Origin of the sequence: Bradyrhizobium ivorense, assembly GCF_900696085.1 — a bacterium.
GTDB lineage: Bacteria > Pseudomonadota > Alphaproteobacteria > Rhizobiales > Xanthobacteraceae > Bradyrhizobium > Bradyrhizobium ivorense.
The window spans coordinates 44,991-62,822 of sequence record NZ_CAADFC020000023.1 but is presented as its reverse complement, the minus strand read 5'-3'; the positions used below and the strand labels follow the sequence as shown (position 1 = coordinate 62,822).

Genomic DNA, 17,832 nt, shown 5'->3' with positions numbered 1-17,832 from the left:
TTCCAATTGCCGGTGGCGGTCGGCTTGGGCAGGGTAACCAGTGATTGCCGACTGCACCCTTATATTTCATCCGAGAGATTACCGATGGGAGTTATCCTCATCGCGCTCTGTCTGGCCCTGACTATCCCCTGTTTTTCACCGCCGGCGCCGGCCCAGGATCAGGGCCCGGGCGTCACGAAGCCCGCAAAGAAGAAAGCCGACCCGCGCAGCCCCGCCCTGCCCAACCGGCGGCAAGGAAACCGCCCTGCGCCCCGTCCCCCGAGCGTGCCTGCTACCAGGAACGCGCTGCCGCGAAGCCGGAAAAGGATTGATCCAGATCAAGCCTGGGGCTGACCCGTTTGAAACCCTCCCCGGTGTTTGAATGGCCCCAACGGGCAATTTTTTGACACCTAATTATTTATGGAGGGGAAGATGCCTGCAGTCGTTATGCAGTTCGTTTCGCATCCAAGGCCCGGCAGCGATCTTGCGACCGTGTTGGGGCTCGCAAAGGAAGCTGCGGTGCTTTGGCGAAAACACGGGGCCGACGTCAGCTACTGGTCGGTGATCGGTGGCGAGGTCGGCAACTACGCGTTCGTGGCTCGCTTCGACAGCGTCGAGGCTTACGGGCGCAGCCTGGCATCAATTGGTAACGATCCGGCTTTCACTGAATTTCAGGCCAAGCGGTTGAAGGCCGGGCAAGCGGATTGGGTACGCTCCAATCTTTCCGTCCAGGTCGAGATCTGAGAGGAAGCTTTTCATGTCCCAAGCGAGAGACGGCCTTCGGGCGGTCTCCGCCGGGTCATTGACTGTTGCTGTCTCCCTTTTGGCCCATCCCACCCAGACGGCCGGCGCGCGTCTGCAGCGACGCAACATGGCATTGATGTAAATCAAGCCAAGGTTAAACTCGTCTCGTTATCGTCCGAATGAGGTCAGGAGGGCTCTTCATGTCGATCGATCGTCGTCAAGCGCTTGCGGTGCTGAGTGCCGCGGTTTCGTCTCTCGGAATGTCTCGATCCGCACGCGCCGATTTTGACGGTCCGGTTGTTCGGGCGTTGGAGGGCGGCGAAGATTTTTGGCTCGCCCAAGATGCGTATATCTACGGATATCCACTCGTGACGATGGAGATGACGCGTCGGATCATGACGAACGTCGCGAGCCCGGAAGGCACACGCGCGCCGATGGGACAATTCGTCAAGGCCCGCAAGTACCCGGACGCCAGTTTCAGGGATGTCACGGCGCCCAATGCCGATACCCTCTACACGTTAGCCTGGATCGACGTGGGGAACGAGCCCTGGGTCTTGAGCATGCCGGACATGAAGGACCGTTACTTCCTTTTTCCGATGCTGGATGGCTGGACCAACGTCTTCCAGGTGCCCGGCAAGCGCACGACCGGCACCAAGGCGCAGACCTACGCCATTACTGGACCGAACTGGAAGGGAACGCTTCCCGCAGGTGTCAAGGAGTACAAATCCCCCACCAGCATCGTCTGGATATTGGGCCGCATCTACTGCACCGGTACGCCGGAGGACTATGCCGCCGTGCACGCCGCGCAGGACGCGTTCAAGCTCGTGCCGCTCAGCGCATACGGCAAGTCGTATACGCCCCCATCAGGCAAGGTCGATGCTTCAATCGACATGAAGACGGCTGTTCGCGATCAAGTCAACCGTCTGGACGCCGTGGCCTACTTCACCCTTCTTGCGCAACTCATGAAGCAGAATCCGCCAGCCTCCGCCGACGCGGCCGAGGTCGCCAAATTCGCCAAGATTGGGCTGGTCCCCGGCAGGGATTTCGATGCGAGCAAATTCGACGTCGCGTTCGCCAAGCGGGTCCCGCAAGTGGCGTTCGACCGGATCATGCTGCAATTCAAGGTCAACAAGGCGATCCGGAACGTGAACGGCTGGGCTTTCGATAGCGAAGCCGGCATCTATGGCACCAACTATCTCAACCGTGCGCTCATCACGGCAATCGGTCTCGGCGCCAATCGAATTCAGGATGCGTGCTATCCATCATCGCAGAAGGACGCCGACGACAAGGATTACTTCGGCAGCAACAAGTACGTCATGCGTTTTCCAAAAGGGCAGCTTCCTCCGGTCGGCGGCTTCTGGTCGCTCACAATGTATGACGAGAACTACTTCTTCGTGCCCAATCCAATCAACCGTCAGTCGATCAGTGCTCGCCAGAACCTCAAATCCAATCCAGACGGCTCGGTTGATCTCTACATCCAGAAGGAAAACCCGGGTCCTGACAAGGAGAGCAACTGGCTGCCCGCCCCTGCGGGCAAGTTCATCTTGATGTTGCGCATGTACTGGCCGAATGAGCGGTCGCCGTCGATCATCAACGGGACCTGGAAGCCGCCCCCCGTACGGAAGGTGACAACCAGCTAGGGGGCGCGTTGATCCGGCCGCCGATGGCGCCGTTCGCAAGCCAGAGCCATATCCGGAACTATATGGCACCCCAATTGGAACAAATGACGCGCTGCTGGCTTTGCATCCCGCGCAATCCCGCGCGGGAGGAATTCGTCGGTGAGATACATCAGGTGGATGACAGCAGCGGTGTCGTTGCTGATCTTGGCGCTTGTCGGCCCCGCTTCCGCGAGGTTGGGAATGGCGCCCCTGACAGCCCCCTCGGCAGCCCAGGATGACGCTGTCATCCAGGTTCGCGGCGGTCATGGACATGGGCACGGATGGGGCCATCGCGGACGCGGCCATCACTACGGCTGGGGCCGCGGTCGCCACTACGGCTGGTACCGCGGCCACCACTATGGCTGGCGGCATCATCACCGGTACTGGCGCTGACGATCCGGCAACGAACAGGAAGGCTGCCAATCGAATTGGCGGCCTTTCTTGATGGACTGCCGCCGTCCGGGCGGCTGTCGCCGTCCGCGATCATTGGGGCGATACCGAAGGCATTATCGCCATGAAATGGATGCTTGTGGTCCTGGTCGGCGGCATGACGCCCGTGAACACGGATTTGGTGTTCGAGAAGTTCGCCGATTGCATGTCGGCCGAAGAACAGATGCGCAAGCACTACGCCGATGCATTCGAGGCGTGGGATCGCTGGGCGGCGGAGAACATCCCGAAGCGGCGCGACTATTCCAAGGCCCGTGACCTGCAGGCGAGACGGCTCCTCGCCAACGCCGGAACGTGCATTCCGCACGGTGCCGGAGATCAGCAGCCCATTTCCAGTCCGCCCTCGTCGTCCAGTTCACCGCAGCCACAACCCGGCGCGTCGCCGTCACCGCAGCCCGGTCCACGCGGCTAGATCCGCGTTGAGCTAGATCAATGCCGGCCCTGCCGTCCGGCCGGACCTTCCATCCGCGCATCGATGGGAAGGGCGGCCGGCATGCAAACTCTGCTCAGGGAAATCCGCGACACCCCCCTGCTCTGGATGCTGGCCTTCGTGCCCATCGTGCTGCTGGCCGAGACGGCCGCCCCGCATTCCCACACCTTGCTGTTCGTGCTCGCCGTGCTGGCGATCGTGCCGCTGGCGGCCCTGCTCAGCCACGCCACCGAGGCGGTCGCCGCCAGGACCGGCGATGCCGTGGGCGGGCTGCTCAATGCGACGCTCGGCAACCTGACGGAGTTGATCATCGCCATCACGGCGCTGCGCGCGGGCCAGTACATGCTGGTGAAGGCGTCGATCGCCGGCGCGATCGTCACCAACGCGATGTTCATGCTCGGCGCCTGCCTGCTGCTCGGCGGCCTGCGCTACCACGTGCAGGAGTATAACCGCGCCGGCGCGCGGCTTTCCTCCGGCTTGCTGCTGATGGCAACCGTCGCCCTGCTCGCACCGTCGGCAGTCGCCGACCTCGATCACCTGCCGAAGGACAGCGGGGTCATTCACACGCTTAGCATCGGCATCTCGGTGCTGCTGATCGCCGCCTACGCGCTCGGCCTGCTGTTCTCGCTCAAGACCCACAAGGAATTGTTTGCGGGCGTCGAGCATGGCGACGAAAAGGAGGCGCACTGGCCGATCGGACTGGCGGTCGGCACGCTCCTGGTCGTGACCGTGCTGGTCGCGCTGGTCAGCGAGATTTTTGTGGAATCCGTGCAGAAGGCCGCGGAAACCTTCGGGATGAGCCCGGCCTTCGTCGGCTTCATCATCGTCTCGCTGGTCGGCGCCGCCGCCGAATTCGCGGTCGCCTTTGCCGCGGCGCGCAAGGACCGGCTCGACATGAGCGTCAGCATTGCGCTCGGCAGCGCCTCGCAGATCGCGCTGTTCGTGGCGCCGGCGCTGGTGCTGCTCAGCTACCTCGTGGGGCCGACGCCGATGGACCTGCAGTTCTGGCCAGGCGCCGTCACCATGGTGATGATCGCAACCGTGACGGCGAGCTTCATCACCACCAGCGGACGTTCGGCCTGGTTCGTCGGCGCGCTGCTGATCTTCATCTACGCCGTGTTTGCACTGACGCTGTATGTCGTCCCGCCGGCGGGTCAGGGATGAAGCGCGTCGCCCGCCGGTGCGGGTAGATTCGCACGCATGTTCACGGAGACCTATTGTGGCGCGCGTCCAGCGTGATGATGCACCAGAACCCATTGTTCACCGAGCTTTTCATAGACGTTGGTCGTGGGCGCGAGGAACTCGACGACTTCTCCGTTCGAACGCTTGCCGCGAAAGGTCTCGGTACCGGTGACCAGCGCCATGTTTCCCGTGACGCGAATGTGCGGGTTCTTCATCTCAACCGAGATCTCAGGAAAATTTCCGAAGGCGCCTTCCCAGCTCCGACGGACGGCGCTCCAGCCGACGATGGTGGCCTTGCTCGACGGGTGAAAAGCGCTGACGCGGTCATCTTGAGCCCAGATGACGTCGAGCGCAGCAAGGTCGCGTTTCGACAGGGCAGCGTCGAAGGCCGAGTTGGCGGTCGTGAGCTTGGCGACATCCGGGTTGTCGGCGCTGAAAGCTTGCGCGGTCAACAAGAGCATCGCTCCGGAAAAACCGAGGCAACAGGCGCGATGTAGCAGCATGAGGCTCTCCCTTTTCGATTGGTCTTTCAAAGGTTGCGTTGCAAGAGTAGGCTAGGAACAAAGAGCAGGTGCCTGAGCTAAAGTCCTGAAAGGCATGCTGAAAAACCATGAAAAGGTCTGAAAGCCGAGATGAACGGGCGCGGCCCGCGCCTGGTGTTCTGCGGCCGATGCGCTTTGGGCCATTCATCCTCGACGCCGGACGCCGGACGTTGACGCGCGATGGGCGGCGGATCGCCCTTCGTCCGAAGAGCTTTGACGTCCTGTGCCAGCTGCTTGCCGCCGCCGGTGAGCCTGTGTCCAGAGACGAATTTGCGCAGGCTGTTTGGCAGGGCATCACAGTTACCGACGAATCGCTGAGCCGATGCGTCAGCGACATCCGCCAGGCACTCGACGATGAGGCTCAGGACATCATCAAGACGCTGCCCCGCCGCGGCTATGTGCTTGCCGTGCCTGTAAGTGAAGCTGCCGAGACGATCGTCGCCAAGGTCGCGGCGGAGAAGAGGCCTCCATGGATCATTGGGCGCGGACGCCCTGCCCTGCTGGCACTGGTTGGCGGAGTGCTGGCATGCCTGCTGCTCGTTGGTATTGGCGTTTGGCAGAAGATGGCAAGCGGGGACGCACAGCAGGAGCGTCCCTCGATCGCGGTTCTGCCCTTTACCAACGTCGCAGGCGACAAGGAGCAAGACTATTTCAGCGACGGGCTTACCGAAGACATTGCGGTTCGCTTATCCAAGTTTTCCGAACTCTTTGTCATCGCGAACGAATCTGCGTCCTCTTTCAAGGGCACGACGGATCTGCGTGGGACAGCACGGCGGTTGGGCGTGCGCTACCTTCTTCTTGGGGCGGTGCGGCGCGACCAGGGACAATTGCGGGTGTCGGCTCGTTTGGTGGAAGCCGAGACCGGTGTGCAACGGTGGGCCGACCTTTATGAACGCCCGCCTGCTGATGTCGTAGCCCTGCAGGATGACCTGGCCCGCCGCATTGTCGGTGTTCTGCTCTCCCGGATCACGCAGGTTGAACTTGAACGCGCCGAACGGAAGGGACCGCGGTCTCTCGGAGCCTACGATTTCTTTCTGCGCGGCCGCGCCCTGCTCGCCAGCGTCGATTCCAGCCCGACGGCAGCAGAGTATGGTCGGCGCCTGCTGAGCGCCAGGCGAGCCCTCAACGAGGCTGTGCGGCTTGACCCAGGCTACGCGCCAACTCTCACGGCGCTTTCCGACACCTACAACCGCGCATGGCTTGTCTCCAACAATGAGGCGGAGCTTGCCGACGAGTTTCAAAGTCCCGTCGCGAGCGACGAGGCTCTGGCCCTGGCGGAGCGCGCGATCACGGCCGACCCGACGCTTCCGGAGGCGCATTCGCAGCTCGCTTGGGTTCTCCACTGGAGACAGCGGCGGCTTGACGCACTGAGCGCCTTTCGGCGCGCGGCTGACCTTAACCCCAATATGGCGGATGGTCGCTACGCGCTCGCGCTTGCTCACGCCGGCCGCTCGGAGGAGAGCATCGCGATGCTAGGGCAGATATTTCGTCTCGATCCGCTGCATCGACCGATCTACTACAGTTATCTCGCCAATTCCTATTATCTCGCCGGCCGCTACCAGGAGTCGCTGGAGGCAAGCCGCACGGCCGTGGATCGCCTGCCGGCAGTCTATCAGGCACGCGTGTGGCACGCCGCTGCAGCAGCGCGGCTCGGCCTTGAAGACGAGGCGAAGGCGGCCGCCTCCGCGACCTTGAGGCTTCGGCCTAACTTTACGATCTCGCGATTTCTTGCGTCGATCGCGCTTGCGCAGTCAGATGACGAGGCTCGTTTGCACGAGGGACTTCGCAAGGCTGGTCTTCCAGAATAGCCTTCGCGGGTACACAACGAACTGAAATCAATGGCGCCCCTTACAATGGCCTGATCTGAACCTTGCGGAACTTGATCGTTCCCGCGCCGTGCTGCAGGGCGATCGCGCCTTCATCGAACATGCCGTTCTTCAGTTCAGCCGTCTTCTCTCCGTTGAGCACCACCGTGATGTCGCGCCCCTTCGCCGTGATCTCGAACGTATTCCACTTGCCGCCGGCCTTCGGCATGGTCTTGATCTCGACGTAGCGTGTGATAGCGCCAGTGCCGTAACTCGGATCGGGGCGCTGGTCGAAGATATTGGCTTCATAGCAGGTACGGTCGGTGATCTTCGTGGCATCGAGGCAGCGGAAATAAATGCCGCTGTTTGCATCGTCACTCGGCCAGAATTCGACGCGCAGCACGAAGTCCTTGTACGGCTTCTTGCTGACGAGATAACCGGCATCCTTGCCGTCCATCTTGTCGGCAACCACCACCTCGTCCGCCAGATGCCAATTGGATTTGCCGACCTGATCCCATTGTTCGAGGTTTTTGCCGTCGAACAGCGTGATCCAGCCCGCCTCCTCGGCTTTGGTCTGCGGCAGCACGGCGAAACCCGAGGCGACGAGGACAAGAGCACATAGCAATGAACGCTGCAGTCGCATTGGCATGATCGACTCCTCCCTGGATTCCGCCGATTTGCTGGCGGTCGCCCGATGATAGGATCCTGCGCAAACTCTGGCTAGGCTCCGGATGCTCGGCTGAATAGCGACCACCCGCAGGCCTCGACACAAGGAAGCGGTAAGGCGGCGTCAGAGACCGCCTTTTTTGATCGGCACGACGTCACGGGATTGCGGGCGCCCTTAATCCTCGTTGGCCTTGAACCGCCGCAGCTCCTTCAGCACGAACGGTGCCACGAGCGCGATCAGGGCGATGCCGAGCAGCGTCGCCGACATCGGGCTTTGCAGCAGCACCATCGGATCGCCGAGGCTGATCGCCAGCGCGCGGCGCAGCTGGCTTTCCGCAATCGGGCCGAGGATCAATCCAATCACCACGGGCGCGATCGGGAAATCGAACCGGCGCATCAGAAAGCCCATGATGCCGAAGCCGGCCAGCATCGACAGCTCGACCACCGACGGCTTTGCGGCGATGGTGCCCATGGTCGCGAACACCAGAATGCCGGCATAGAGCCAGGGCTGCGGGATCGCGAGCAGCCGCACCCACAGTCCGACCAGCGGCAAATTGAGCACCAGCAGCATGCCGTTGGCGATGAACAGGCTGGCGATCAGGCCCCACACCAGATCGGGCCGTTCGGCGAACAGCAGCGGCCCGGGGTTGAGGCCGTATTGCTGAAAGCCCGCCAGCATCATCGCGGCGGTGGCCGAGGTCGGCAGCCCGAGCGTCAACAGCGGCACCAGCGTGCCGGCGGCCGATGCGTTGTTGGCGGCCTCGGGTCCGGCGACGCCTTCGATCGCGCCCTTGCCGAATTCCTCGGGATGTTTTGTCAATCGCCGCTCGGTCGAATACGAAAGGAAAGTCGGGATCTCGGCGCCGCCTGCGGGCAGCGCGCCGATCGGGAAGCCGAACAGCGTGCCGCGCAGCCACGGCTTCCAAGACCGCTTCCAGTCCTCCCTGGTCATCCACAGCGAGCCGCGCACCGGCTCGAGCTTCTCCTCGGCGTGATGCCGGCGCGAGGCGACATAAAGCGCCTCCCCGACCGCAAACAGCCCGACCGCGAGCGTCGTCACCTCGACGCCGTCGAGCAGCTCGGGGATGCCGAACGCCAGCCGCGCCTGCCCGGTCAGCTTGTCGATGCCGATCAGCCCCAGCGTCAGCCCGATGAACAGGCTGGTCAGGCCGCGGACCGGCGAGTCGCCGAAGGTGGCGGACACCGTGACGAAGGCGACGCACATCAGCGCGAAATAATCCTCCGGGCCGAAGCGCACCGCGAAATCCACCAGCCATGGCGCGAGGAACGCGAGCCCGATGGTGGCGATGGTGCCGGCGACGAACGAGCCGATCGCCGAGGTCGCCAGCGCCGGCCCGCCGCGGCCGGCCTTGGCCATCTTGTTGCCCTCGAGCGCGGTCGCCATCGAGGCGCTCTCGCCCGGCGTGTTGATCAGGATCGCGGTGGTCGATCCGCCATACATGCCGCCGTAATAGATGCCGGCGAACATGATCAGCGAGCCGCCGGGATCGAGCTTGTAGGTCACCGGCAGCAGCAGCGCGACGGTCAGCGCCGGGCCGATGCCGGGCAGCACGCCGACCGCGGTGCCGAGGAACACGCCGATCAGGGCATACAGCAGATTCATCGGCTGGAGGGCGACCGCCATGCCATGCGCCAACGCGGCAAAAGTATCGATCACAGCAGTCGCTCCAGGGGCCCGGCGGGAAGGCTCAGCGTCAACAGCTTGTCGAACGCGAGATAGATCAGCGTGGTCAGCACGAGCGCAATCACGCTGTCGGCCACGACGGCGCGGCGGCCGAACGCCGCCGACGTGGTGACGAACAGCGCCGAGGTGGCGAGGATGAAGCCGCCGCCGAAGCCGATGATGCCGATCAACAGCGCCAGGCCAACGATGATCAGCCACACCGGTTTGGGATCCATGCTCTCGCGCGGCGGCAGGTTGCCGCGCAGCGCGTCGATCAGATTGCCGATCGCGAGCAGCACGAGGCCGACGGCGATGACGACCGGCATCGCCTCCGGCCCCATCCCGTACATCGAGGTGGCCGGCAGCTTGTTCGCGTCCCACACCAGCACCGCAGCGAGCGCGGCCAGCGCCGCCGCGATGACGAGGCCGGCGCGATCGACGCGCCGCCCCGCCCCGCCCGGATGATCGCCGGGAGCGCCCTCCGAGCTCATGACTTGACGAGGCCGACCGACTTCAGCACGTCGGTGACGCGGACGATCTCCTTCTTCAGGAAATCGCTAAACGCATCGCCGCTGAGATAGGCGTCATCCCAGCCCTTCTGCTTGAGGATCTCCTTCCAGGCGTCGGACTTGGCCATTTTCTCCACGGCGTCGCTCAGCGTCTTGCGCTGCTCCGGCGTGATGCCGGGCGGTGCGACCACCGAGCGCCAGTTCGCGAGCACGAGATCGATGCCCTGCTCCTTGAAGGTCGGAATGTCGGAGCCCGGCAGGCGCTTCTCCGAGGTCACGCCGAGCGCGCGCAGCTTGCCGGCCTTGATCTGGCCCTCGTATTCGCTGAGGCCCGAGATGCCCGCGGTGACCTTGCCGCCGAGAATCGCGGCGAGCGATTCACCGCCGCCCGAGAACGGAATGTAGTTGATCTTCTTGGCGTCGGCGCCGACCGTGCCGGCGAATAGCGCCGCCATCACGTGGTCGACACCGCCGGCCGAGCCGCCGGCAAAGGTCACCTTGGCGATGTCGGCCTTGAGCGCGGCCGCGAGATCCTGCGCGGTCTTGAGCGGCGAATTCGCCGGCACCACGATGACCTGGATTTCCTCGGTGAGGCGCGCGATCGGCGTCACCTGCTCGAGCGTCACCGGCGACTTGTTCATGGCGAGCGCGCCGACCATGACGAAGCCGTTCACCATCATCTGGTTACCGTCGCCCTTGGCGCCGTTGACGAACTGCGCGATGCCGACGCTGCCGCCGGCGCCGGCGACATTGGTGACCTGGACGCTGCGCGCGACACCGGCGGCGACCAGCGCCTGCTGCATCGCACGCGCGGTCTGATCCCATCCGCCGCCGGGCGCTGCCGGCGCCATGATCTTCAGTTCGAGTTGCTGGGCCGGCGCCGGACCGCTCGCCCCGAGCAACAGCGCGACGACCGCGCCGAACAGGCGCATGTGGGACGAGATCATGGGGCTTCCTCCTGATTTACGAAGCGGCCGATCAATCATTGGCCGCAGCCTTCTTGCGTGGTCGCAGCGTCAACCGGAAGCGGCACCCTGGTGGAGGAATCGCTTGCCGAGGTCGCGTTGGAGTCTCCTAGCGACCATTCGCCACAGCCTTCGGCAAGTCAGCGGCCCGACAAGGTGGTGCTGCAAATCGTCGCACCCACCACGAGGGCTTTCCGCTTGCATTCGTGCAGGGCGCCCCGGCTGGCCAGACCGACTCGCGTCAGCATCACGCGCGCGGCTCGGTCAGCGAGACGCCGCCGTCGGCATGCCCGTCGTGCCCCCGCGATACTCGGCCCACGCCTGCCGCAGAATCTGGATCGATGAGGTGAGGAAGATGCCCGCCATCACCGCGGCCACCGCGAGATCAGGCCACGCCGTGGCCGTTCCCCAGACGCCGAGGGCGGCAACCATCACGATGATGTTTCCGATCGCGTCGTTGCGCGAACAGAGCCAGACCGAGCGGACATTGGCGTCGCCGTCCTTGTAGGACAGCAGAAGCAGCACCGAGGTCAGGTTGGCCGCCAGCGCCAGCATGCCGACCGCCCCCATCACCTCGGCCTTGGGAACGCCAAGAACCAGCGTCTGGTAGACGGTCGAGCCGAACACCCACAACGCCATCAGGCTGAGCGACACGCCCTTCAGGAGCGCTGCGGACGCGCGCGTCCGCAGGGTGGCGCCGATCACCGCAAGGCTCAGTCCATAGGTGACGGTATCGGCGAGGAAGTCGAGCGCGTCGGCTTTGAGCGCCTGCGAGCCGACCAACTGCCCCGCGATCGTCTCCACCAGAAACATTGCGCCGTTGATGCCGATGACCGTCCACAGCACCCGCTTGTAGCTGACATCAAGACCGTCGAAGACCGGAACGCCACCTTCGCAGCAGCACGAAACGTCGGCGAGACGAGCCGGTGACCCTGCCTGGGCTTTCGGGGGCAGCACAAGTGCGGGAGGAGCGCAGCACTCGGTCGCTTCTTGCTGGCAGCAACGGTCGCTCATGAGTCTCCCTTCCACCCGCAATATCGACCCGCGGCCAAGGCAGATCAAGACCTTCAAAACGTGGCATCACCAACGCAACTGCCGGGGACCGAGCATAGGCCAAAGGCCTGCATTAGAAGTCTCGCGACGGCGGAACAGGCGATTTCGGGCCGCCGGAATAGCGCCAGGCATTGCCATCCTCGGTAAGCGCGGCGACAGGCTCGGCCGTCCGGCCGATCGCGGCGAACGCGTCACGCCCTGCATGTCGCGCAGCGATCGAGCGGTAAGCGGGATCCACTTCGTTCGACCAATTGCGCTTAGCGGAGTTCGTCGCTCCGGCATTCGCGGTTGCGGACGTCGCCACCACCAGCGATGTCAGAAGTGAGAGCGTGAAAATGGGTTTGGTGAACTTCGTCAGCATCGTCTGCTCCGTTTTCCTTGAAGGGCGCTCCATGCGCGCTCCTGCAAGGGAATTCGGAGCTTTTCTCCACTGGGTTACACGCTCACGCTGAGGTGAAGATGCAGCACGCGCGGAGTTGAAAGGTGGGTTTGCCATCAGGCGTCGCCGTCCGCGCGAATGAGAGAAGCCAGCGCCTTCAGGCCGCGATGAACGCTGATTTTCACGTTGGACTCCGACATGCCATAGCGTACCGCGGTCTCCGCTACGCTCTTTCCATCCAGCTTGACCGCCTCGATCGCCCGGCGCGTCTTTCGCGGTAGCCGACCGAGCAGCTTTGCCATGTCATGCGTGCTCTCTGTCGAGGCGTGATCGTCCGCCGCCATCAGTTCGTGATGGTCGTCGATCGGAACGTTCATCCGCGCTTTCCTGTTGGTGCGGAGGTAATCGATCAGCTTGTAGCGTGCGATCGCCTGCAGCCAGGGCGTAAACAGCGCCTCGGGATCGTAGGTGTGGCGCTTGAGATGGATCGCCAGCAAGGCTTCCTGGACCAGGTCTTCCGCCTCTTCCGCGCTGCGTCCGAATCCCATCAGCCTGCGCTTGTAGTAGCCGCGAAGACGCGGCGCGAGCCTCGCAAGCAGCACGCCGTGGCTTTCCGCTTCGCCACGCTGGCTCGCCAGCATCAGCGTCTTGAGCTCGTTTTCATTGGTGGTCATATTGGCTGGCCATCGCAGTCCGGCTCGCCTACGCCGTACGCTCGAGCACGCGAGCGCGTGTCTGCGTATTCTCGACACCGGTCGTCGGCTGTTGATTGCCGCTGCTGGCGGTGGGCGGCAGCCCAAAGCCTTTCACGATGGCGAAGATCGCTGGGATCACGATCAGCGTCAGCAAGGTCGAGGAGATCATGCCGCCGATCATCGGCACCGCGATGCGCTGCATGATCTCGGACCCGGTGCCGGTGCTCCACATGATCGGCAGCAGTCCCGCCATGATGGCGACCACCGTCATCATCTTCGGCCGGACGCGCTCGACCGCGCCCTCGATGATCGCGCCATGGAGATCGTCGAGATCCAGCGCGGCCCCCGCGGCGGCGCGGCGCTTGATCGCCTCTGCCAGCGCCTGGTTGAGGTAGATCAGCATCACCACGCCGGTCTCGGCGGCGACGCCGGCGAGCGCGATGAAGCCGACGGCGACCGCAACCGACATGTTGAAGCCGAGCGCCCACATCAGCCAGAGGCCGCCGACCAGCGCGAACGGCAGCGACAGCATCACGATCATGGTCTCGGCGACCGAGCGGAAGTTGAGGTAGAGCAGCACGAAGATGATCGCCAGCGTCACCGGCACCACGATCTTGAGCCGCGCCGCGGCGCGTTCCAGATATTCGTACTGCCCGCTCCAGACCAGATAGCTGCCCGGCGGAAACTGGACGCTCGCCTGCGCGGCGCGCTGCGCGTCCGCGACATAGCCGCCGAGATCGCGATCGCGGATATCGACATAGATGTAGGTTGCGAGTTGTCCGTTCTCGGTCCTGATCGAGGTCGGCCCGCGCGCCGGCACGACGTCGGCGACCTCGCCGAGCGGCACCGCGCCGCCCGCCGGCATCGGCACCAGGATGTCGCTGGCGATCGCCTGCGGATTGTCGCGGAGATCGCGCGGGTAGCGCATGTTGACCGTGAAGCGCTGCCGCCCCTCGATCGTCGTGGTCACGCTCTGGCCGCCGAGCGCCGTTGCGATGGTGTCCTGCACGTCCTGCACCATGATGCCGTAGCGCGACAGCGCCGCGCGGTTCGGCGTGATCTCGAGGTAGTAGCCGCCGAGGCCGCGTTCGGCATAGGCCGACGAGGTCCCGGGCACCGCTTTGAGGATCTGCTCGATCTGCTTCGCGAGCTTGTCGATCCCGGCGAGGTCCGGACCGATCACCTTGACGCCGACGGGAGTGCGGATGCCGGTCGACAGCATGTCGATGCGCGCCCTGATCGGCATCGTCCAGGCGTTGGACACGCCGGGAAACTGCAGTGCCTTGTCCATCTCGGCGATCAGGCTGTCGATCGTCACGCCGGCCCGCCACTGCGGCTTCGGCTTGAGGTTGACGACCGTCTCGAACATCTCCGACGGCGCCGGATCGGTCGCGGTCGCGGCGCGGCCGGCCTTCCCATAGACCGAGGCGACCTCCGGAAAGCTCATGATGATGCGGTCCTGGGTCTGCATCAATTCGGCCGCCTTGGTCACCGAAATTCCCGGCAATGTCGTCGGCATGTACAGCAGCGTGCCCTCATTCAGGTTCGGCATGAACTCGGTCCCGAGCTGGCGCGCCGGCCAGATCGAGACCGCGAGGACGGCGAGCGCCAGCACGATCACCAGCGCCTTGGCGCGCAACACGCCTTTGATCACCGGGCGGTAGATCCAGATCAGGAAGCGGTTGATCGGATTCTTGTGCTCGGGGACGATCTTGCCGCGGACGAAGATCACCATCAGCGCCGGCACCAGCGTCACCGACAGCAGCGCCGCTGCCGCCATCGCAAAGGTTTTTGTGAACGCGAGCGGCGAGAACAGCCGCCCCTCCTGGGATTCCAGCGTGAAGATCGGCATGAACGATACGGTGATGATCAAGAGGCTGAAGAACAGCGCCGGGCCGACCTCGGCCGCCGCCTCGATCAGGATCGCGACCCGCGGCCGGCCGGGCTCGGCGCGCTCCAGATGCTTGTGCGCATTCTCGATCATCACGATCGCGGCGTCGATCATGGCGCCGATCGCGATCGCGATGCCGCCGAGACTCATGATGTTGGAGCCGATCCCGAAAAACTTCATGGCGCCGAACGCCATCAGGACGCCGACCGGCAGCATCAGGATCGCAACCAGCGCACTGCGGACATGCAGCAGGAACACGATGCACACCAGCGCGACGACGGTGCTTTCCTCGGTCAGGGTGCGCTTCAACGTATCGATCGCCGCGTGGATCAGGTTCGAGCGGTCGTAGACCGGCACGATCTCGACCGACTGCGGCAGGCTGCTCGCGATCTCCTTGAACCGCTTCTTGACGTTATCGATCACGTCGAGCGCGTTCATGCCGAAGCGCTGCAGCACGATGCCGCTGGCCACCTCGCCTTCGCCGTTCAGCTCGGCGATGCCGCGCCGCTCGTCCGGCCCGAGCTCGACGCGCGCGACGTCGCGCAGCAGCACCGGCGTGCCGTTGTCGGTCTTCAGCACGATATTGCCGAGATCGTTGATGCTCTTCAGGTAACCCTTGCCGCGGATCACATATTCGAACTCGGACAGTTCGACGGTGCGGCCGCCGACATCGGCGTTGCTGGCGCGGATTGCCTCGCGCATCTTCTGCATTGTGATGCCGCGATCGCGCATCCGCTGCGGATCGAGGATGACATTGTACTGCTTGACGAAGCCGCCGACGCTGGCGACCTCGGCGACGCCCTCGGCCTTGGCGAGCGCAAACTTCAAATTCCAGTCCTGGATGGTGCGGGTGTCGGCGAGGTTCAACTGCTTCGACATCACCGCGTACTGGTAGACCCAGCCGACGCCGGTCGCGTCCGGACCGATGGTCGGCGTCGCCCCGGCCGGCAATCGCGAGGCCGCGCCGTTGAGGAATTCCAGCACGCGCGAACGCGCCCAGTAGATGTCGGTGCCGTCCTCGAAGATCACGTAGACGAAGGAGACGCCGAAGAACGAGAAGCCGCGCACCACCTTCGAGCGCGGCACCGTCAGCATCGCCGTGGTCAGCGGATAGGTGACCTGATCCTCGATCACCTGCGGCGCCTGGCCGGGGTACTCGGTGTAGACGATCACCTGGGTGTCGGAAAGATCGGGAATCGCGTCCAGCGGCAGATGGAGCAGCGCGTAGAAGCCGGCCGCCGCCGCAAAGCCGCTGCCGAACAGCACCAGCAGCAGGTTGCGCGCCGACCAGGCGATGATCCGGGCGATCATGGCTTGGCCTCCATGGTCGCGTCACCGGAGAGGTCGGCAGCGCGGGCGCCGGCGGGCTCGGCAAATCCCTTCAGCGCCGCCTTGAGGTTGCTTTCGGCGTCGATCAGGAAGTTGGCCGAGGTCACGACCGCTTCGCCGCCGGCGAGGCCGTCGCGGATTTCGACGTAGCCCTCGCCGCGCCGCCCGAGCTTGACCTCGCGCGGCTCGAACCGGCCGCGGCCCTTGTCGATCAGCACGGTCTGCCGGCTGCCGGTGTCGAGCACCGCGCTTTCCGCGACTGCAACCACCGGCTCGCGGCTGCCGGTGTCGACTTCGGCATCGACATACATGTCGGGGAGCAACGCGAGATCGGCGTTCGCCAGTTCGATCCTGATCCGCGCGGTGCGGGTCTCCCGGTTCAGCTGCGGATAGATCACGCCGATGCGGCCTTCGAACGCGCGGCCAGGATAGCTGCGCGCCCGCACCGTGACCGGCTGCCCGACCGCAATCGTCCCCAGATCGCGCTCGGCGACGTCGATCACGGCCCACACCAGCGAGACGTCGGCGACCCGAAACAGCACGTCGCCGGACTGCGCGCGCATGCCCTCGATCGCGTTGCGCTGAAGCACGATGCCGTCCCGCGGCGACGACCACTGGATCGCGATCGGCACGGTTCGGCTCTTCTCCATCTCGGCGATCACCGGCTCGGGCACGTCGAGGTTCATCAGGCGCTGCCGCGAGCCGCGTCCGTAAGGCTCCAGCCCGGCGGTCGCTTTCGACGTGATAGTCGCCAGATATTCGGCCGCGGCGGACGACACCGCCGGGCTGTAGATCTCCATCAGCGGCTGGCCTTTGCTCACCCGGCTGCCGGTGGTGACGTCGGCCACCTTCTGCACATAGCTTTCGGCACGCATCGCGATCACCGACACCCGCCGTTCGTCGAGCTGGATCGTGCCGGGCGCGCGGACCAGCGTCCGGATGCGGCGCCGCTCCGCCGGCTCCGATGTCACGCCGGTGCGCTGGACCTTGCCGGGCGACAGCGTGATCGAGCCGTCGTCACTGTCATCGCCGTCATAGACCGCGATGTAGTCCATCCCCATGGAGTCCTTCTTCGGCACCGGCGAAGTGTCGGGAAGCCCCATCGGGTTGCGGTAGTATTTGATCTTGCGATCGGCCTTGGGAGCCGCCGCCTGCATCTCCACAGCCGGTTCGGGCGCGTCGAAGCTGACATCGGCGCCGGCGGGCACCGGCCGATAGTCGCGGCCGTCGGGCGTCTGCTTCGGCGTCAGCGAATAGAGCGGCTTGCCGTCCGGATCGCGGAAATAGATCGGCGCGCCGGTCTCCGCCGCCTGCGCGGTGGAGGCTGCGACATTTGCAATCGAACGCGTCGGCAGGCCGCGGCCGACAATTGCGACGCCCGCCGCTGCGACAATCGCAGCGGCGGCGCCGGCCTGGCCGAGACGGTTCATTTCCCGGCCGTGACGACGAGCTTGTTGTCGACCGTGCCGGTCTCGCCCTGCACCTTGGCGCCGAGCGAGAGCTGCCAGCGGCCCGCCATGCTGAAGGTCGCCTTGAAGCGGTAGGTCCCCGGCTCGGTGCCCGGCATCGGCGTCACCTTGGTCACCATCTCCTGCATGCCGTCGGGCGCCATATCGAGCCGTGTCGCGAAGATCACGGCGTCCGGGACCGGCTTTCCGGTGGTCTTGTCGACCAGCCGCACCGTGACGATGCGGTCGGCCCCGACCTGGACGGTCGGCTGCGTCAGCTGGAATTCGTAGTTCTTGATCTCGGCACGCGCCGGCAGGCTCGCCACGGCAACGCCGAGCAGCGCGGCCACGGTGGCGCGCGCCAGGTTGGACGTCTTCATTGCTAATCCTCGATAGGTCTGATTGGCCGCGTCAGCGGCTTGCAAC

17 protein-coding genes are annotated in these 17,832 nt (G+C 64.6%); 6 read left to right on the top strand and 11 right to left on the bottom strand.

What is annotated here, in order from left to right:
- Positions 1–426 precede the first annotated feature (426 nt).
- From CI41S_RS28955 to cax, 5 genes are all read left to right on the top strand, one after another.
- Positions 427–723: a hypothetical protein gene (locus tag CI41S_RS28955; protein WP_244622293.1), complete on the top strand. Its 297-nt coding sequence runs from the start codon at positions 427–429 to the stop codon at positions 721–723.
- Positions 724–923: 200 nt separating this feature from the next.
- Positions 924–2,363 carry a DUF1254 domain-containing protein gene (locus CI41S_RS28950; RefSeq protein WP_139862660.1) on the top strand — a complete coding sequence of 480 codons (1,440 nt, stop codon included), beginning with the start codon at positions 924–926 and terminating at the stop codon, positions 2,361–2,363.
- A gap of 219 nt (positions 2,364–2,582) precedes the next feature.
- Positions 2,583–2,774 carry a hypothetical protein gene (locus CI41S_RS28945; RefSeq protein ID WP_175607166.1) on the top strand — a complete coding sequence of 64 codons (192 nt, stop codon included), beginning with the start codon at positions 2,583–2,585 and terminating at the stop codon, positions 2,772–2,774.
- Between the two features lie 121 nt (positions 2,775–2,895).
- Entirely contained in the window at positions 2,896–3,240 is a 345-nt protein-coding gene (locus CI41S_RS28940; RefSeq protein WP_139862659.1) for a hypothetical protein, read from the top strand.
- Between the two features lie 81 nt (positions 3,241–3,321).
- A complete protein-coding gene (gene cax / locus CI41S_RS28935) occupies positions 3,322–4,422 on the top strand; it encodes a calcium/proton exchanger (RefSeq protein ID WP_139862658.1) in 1,101 nt (366 codons plus the stop codon).
- A 50-nt stretch (positions 4,423–4,472) separates the two neighbouring features.
- Here the strand turns inward: cax and CI41S_RS28930 are convergent, their stop codons facing one another.
- On the bottom strand, positions 4,473–4,943 hold the full coding sequence (locus tag CI41S_RS28930; RefSeq protein WP_139862657.1) for a YybH family protein: 471 nt from the start codon (positions 4,941–4,943) through the stop codon (positions 4,473–4,475).
- 107 nt (positions 4,944–5,050) lie between these two features.
- Here CI41S_RS28930 and CI41S_RS28925 point away from each other — a divergent pair, with 107 nt between their 5' ends.
- The gene (locus CI41S_RS28925; protein WP_139862656.1) at positions 5,051–6,790 is read left to right on the top strand and encodes a winged helix-turn-helix domain-containing protein; all 1,740 of its coding nucleotides are present in this window, start codon (positions 5,051–5,053) and stop codon (positions 6,788–6,790) included.
- A 40-nt stretch (positions 6,791–6,830) separates the two neighbouring features.
- On the opposite strand, the gene CI41S_RS28920 is transcribed toward CI41S_RS28925, so the two are convergent.
- The 10 genes from CI41S_RS28920 to CI41S_RS28875 form a co-directional block, all read right to left on the bottom strand.
- Positions 6,831–7,436 carry a 3-keto-disaccharide hydrolase gene (locus tag CI41S_RS28920; RefSeq protein ID WP_244626727.1) on the bottom strand — a complete coding sequence of 202 codons (606 nt, stop codon included), beginning with the start codon at positions 7,434–7,436 and terminating at the stop codon, positions 6,831–6,833.
- Between the two features lie 192 nt (positions 7,437–7,628).
- Positions 7,629–9,098: a tripartite tricarboxylate transporter permease gene (locus CI41S_RS28915; protein ID WP_172628240.1), complete on the bottom strand. Its 1,470-nt coding sequence runs from the start codon at positions 9,096–9,098 to the stop codon at positions 7,629–7,631.
- Positions 9,099–9,127: 29 nt separating this feature from the next.
- Entirely contained in the window at positions 9,128–9,628 is a 501-nt protein-coding gene (locus CI41S_RS28910) for a tripartite tricarboxylate transporter TctB family protein (RefSeq protein ID WP_139862654.1), read from the bottom strand.
- Positions 9,625–10,593, bottom strand: a complete 969-nt coding sequence (locus CI41S_RS28905) for a Bug family tripartite tricarboxylate transporter substrate binding protein (protein WP_139862653.1) — start codon at positions 10,591–10,593, stop codon at positions 9,625–9,627. The genes CI41S_RS28910 and CI41S_RS28905 overlap by 4 nt, the downstream gene beginning before the upstream one ends.
- 282 nt (positions 10,594–10,875) lie before the next feature.
- A complete protein-coding gene (locus CI41S_RS28900) occupies positions 10,876–11,625 on the bottom strand; it encodes a cation efflux transmembrane domain-containing protein (RefSeq protein WP_139862761.1) in 750 nt (249 codons plus the stop codon).
- A 112-nt stretch (positions 11,626–11,737) separates the two neighbouring features.
- Positions 11,738–12,025: a hypothetical protein gene (locus CI41S_RS28895; RefSeq protein ID WP_139862652.1), complete on the bottom strand. Its 288-nt coding sequence runs from the start codon at positions 12,023–12,025 to the stop codon at positions 11,738–11,740.
- Positions 12,026–12,159: 134 nt separating this feature from the next.
- Entirely contained in the window at positions 12,160–12,717 is a 558-nt protein-coding gene (locus CI41S_RS28890; RefSeq protein WP_139862651.1) for a sigma-70 family RNA polymerase sigma factor, read from the bottom strand.
- Positions 12,718–12,745: 28 nt separating this feature from the next.
- The gene (locus CI41S_RS28885) at positions 12,746–15,940 is read right to left on the bottom strand and encodes an efflux RND transporter permease subunit (protein WP_244626726.1); all 3,195 of its coding nucleotides are present in this window, start codon (positions 15,938–15,940) and stop codon (positions 12,746–12,748) included.
- Positions 15,937–17,388, bottom strand: coding sequence for an efflux RND transporter periplasmic adaptor subunit (locus CI41S_RS28880; protein ID WP_139862650.1), 1,452 nt, complete (start codon positions 17,386–17,388; stop codon positions 15,937–15,939). Before CI41S_RS28880 ends, CI41S_RS28885 begins: the two co-directional genes overlap by 4 nt.
- Positions 17,385–17,786 carry a FixH family protein gene (locus CI41S_RS28875; protein WP_139862649.1) on the bottom strand — a complete coding sequence of 134 codons (402 nt, stop codon included), beginning with the start codon at positions 17,784–17,786 and terminating at the stop codon, positions 17,385–17,387. Before CI41S_RS28875 ends, CI41S_RS28880 begins: the two co-directional genes overlap by 4 nt.
- Positions 17,787–17,832 lie beyond the last annotated feature (46 nt).

What these genes read in the sequence shown, in the direction of transcription:
- CI41S_RS28955 (WP_244622293.1), top strand. Translation starts at nt 427, where the DNA reads ATGCAGTTCGTTTCGCATCCAAGGCCCGGCAGCGATCTTGCGACCGTG.
- CI41S_RS28950 (WP_139862660.1), top strand. Translation starts at nt 924, where the DNA reads ATGTCGATCGATCGTCGTCAAGCGCTTGCGGTGCTGAGTGCCGCGGTT.
- CI41S_RS28945 (WP_175607166.1), top strand. Translation starts at nt 2,583, where the DNA reads ATGGCGCCCCTGACAGCCCCCTCGGCAGCCCAGGATGACGCTGTCATC.
- CI41S_RS28940 (WP_139862659.1), top strand. Translation starts at nt 2,896, where the DNA reads ATGAAATGGATGCTTGTGGTCCTGGTCGGCGGCATGACGCCCGTGAAC.
- cax (WP_139862658.1), top strand. Translation starts at nt 3,322, where the DNA reads ATGCAAACTCTGCTCAGGGAAATCCGCGACACCCCCCTGCTCTGGATG.
- CI41S_RS28930 (WP_139862657.1), bottom strand. Translation starts at nt 4,943, where the DNA reads ATGCTGCTACATCGCGCCTGTTGCCTCGGTTTTTCCGGAGCGATGCTC.
- CI41S_RS28925 (WP_139862656.1), top strand. Translation starts at nt 5,051, where the DNA reads ATGAAAAGGTCTGAAAGCCGAGATGAACGGGCGCGGCCCGCGCCTGGT.
- CI41S_RS28920 (WP_244626727.1), bottom strand. Translation starts at nt 7,436, where the DNA reads ATGCCAATGCGACTGCAGCGTTCATTGCTATGTGCTCTTGTCCTCGTC.
- CI41S_RS28915 (WP_172628240.1), bottom strand. Translation starts at nt 9,098, where the DNA reads ATGGCGGTCGCCCTCCAGCCGATGAATCTGCTGTATGCCCTGATCGGC.
- CI41S_RS28910 (WP_139862654.1), bottom strand. Translation starts at nt 9,628, where the DNA reads ATGAGCTCGGAGGGCGCTCCCGGCGATCATCCGGGCGGGGCGGGGCGG.
- CI41S_RS28905 (WP_139862653.1), bottom strand. Translation starts at nt 10,593, where the DNA reads ATGATCTCGTCCCACATGCGCCTGTTCGGCGCGGTCGTCGCGCTGTTG.
- CI41S_RS28900 (WP_139862761.1), bottom strand. Translation starts at nt 11,625, where the DNA reads ATGAGCGACCGTTGCTGCCAGCAAGAAGCGACCGAGTGCTGCGCTCCT.
- CI41S_RS28895 (WP_139862652.1), bottom strand. Translation starts at nt 12,025, where the DNA reads ATGCTGACGAAGTTCACCAAACCCATTTTCACGCTCTCACTTCTGACA.
- CI41S_RS28890 (WP_139862651.1), bottom strand. Translation starts at nt 12,717, where the DNA reads ATGACCACCAATGAAAACGAGCTCAAGACGCTGATGCTGGCGAGCCAG.
- CI41S_RS28885 (WP_244626726.1), bottom strand. Translation starts at nt 15,940, where the DNA reads ATGATCGCCCGGATCATCGCCTGGTCGGCGCGCAACCTGCTGCTGGTG.
- CI41S_RS28880 (WP_139862650.1), bottom strand. Translation starts at nt 17,388, where the DNA reads ATGAACCGTCTCGGCCAGGCCGGCGCCGCCGCTGCGATTGTCGCAGCG.
- CI41S_RS28875 (WP_139862649.1), bottom strand. Translation starts at nt 17,786, where the DNA reads ATGAAGACGTCCAACCTGGCGCGCGCCACCGTGGCCGCGCTGCTCGGC.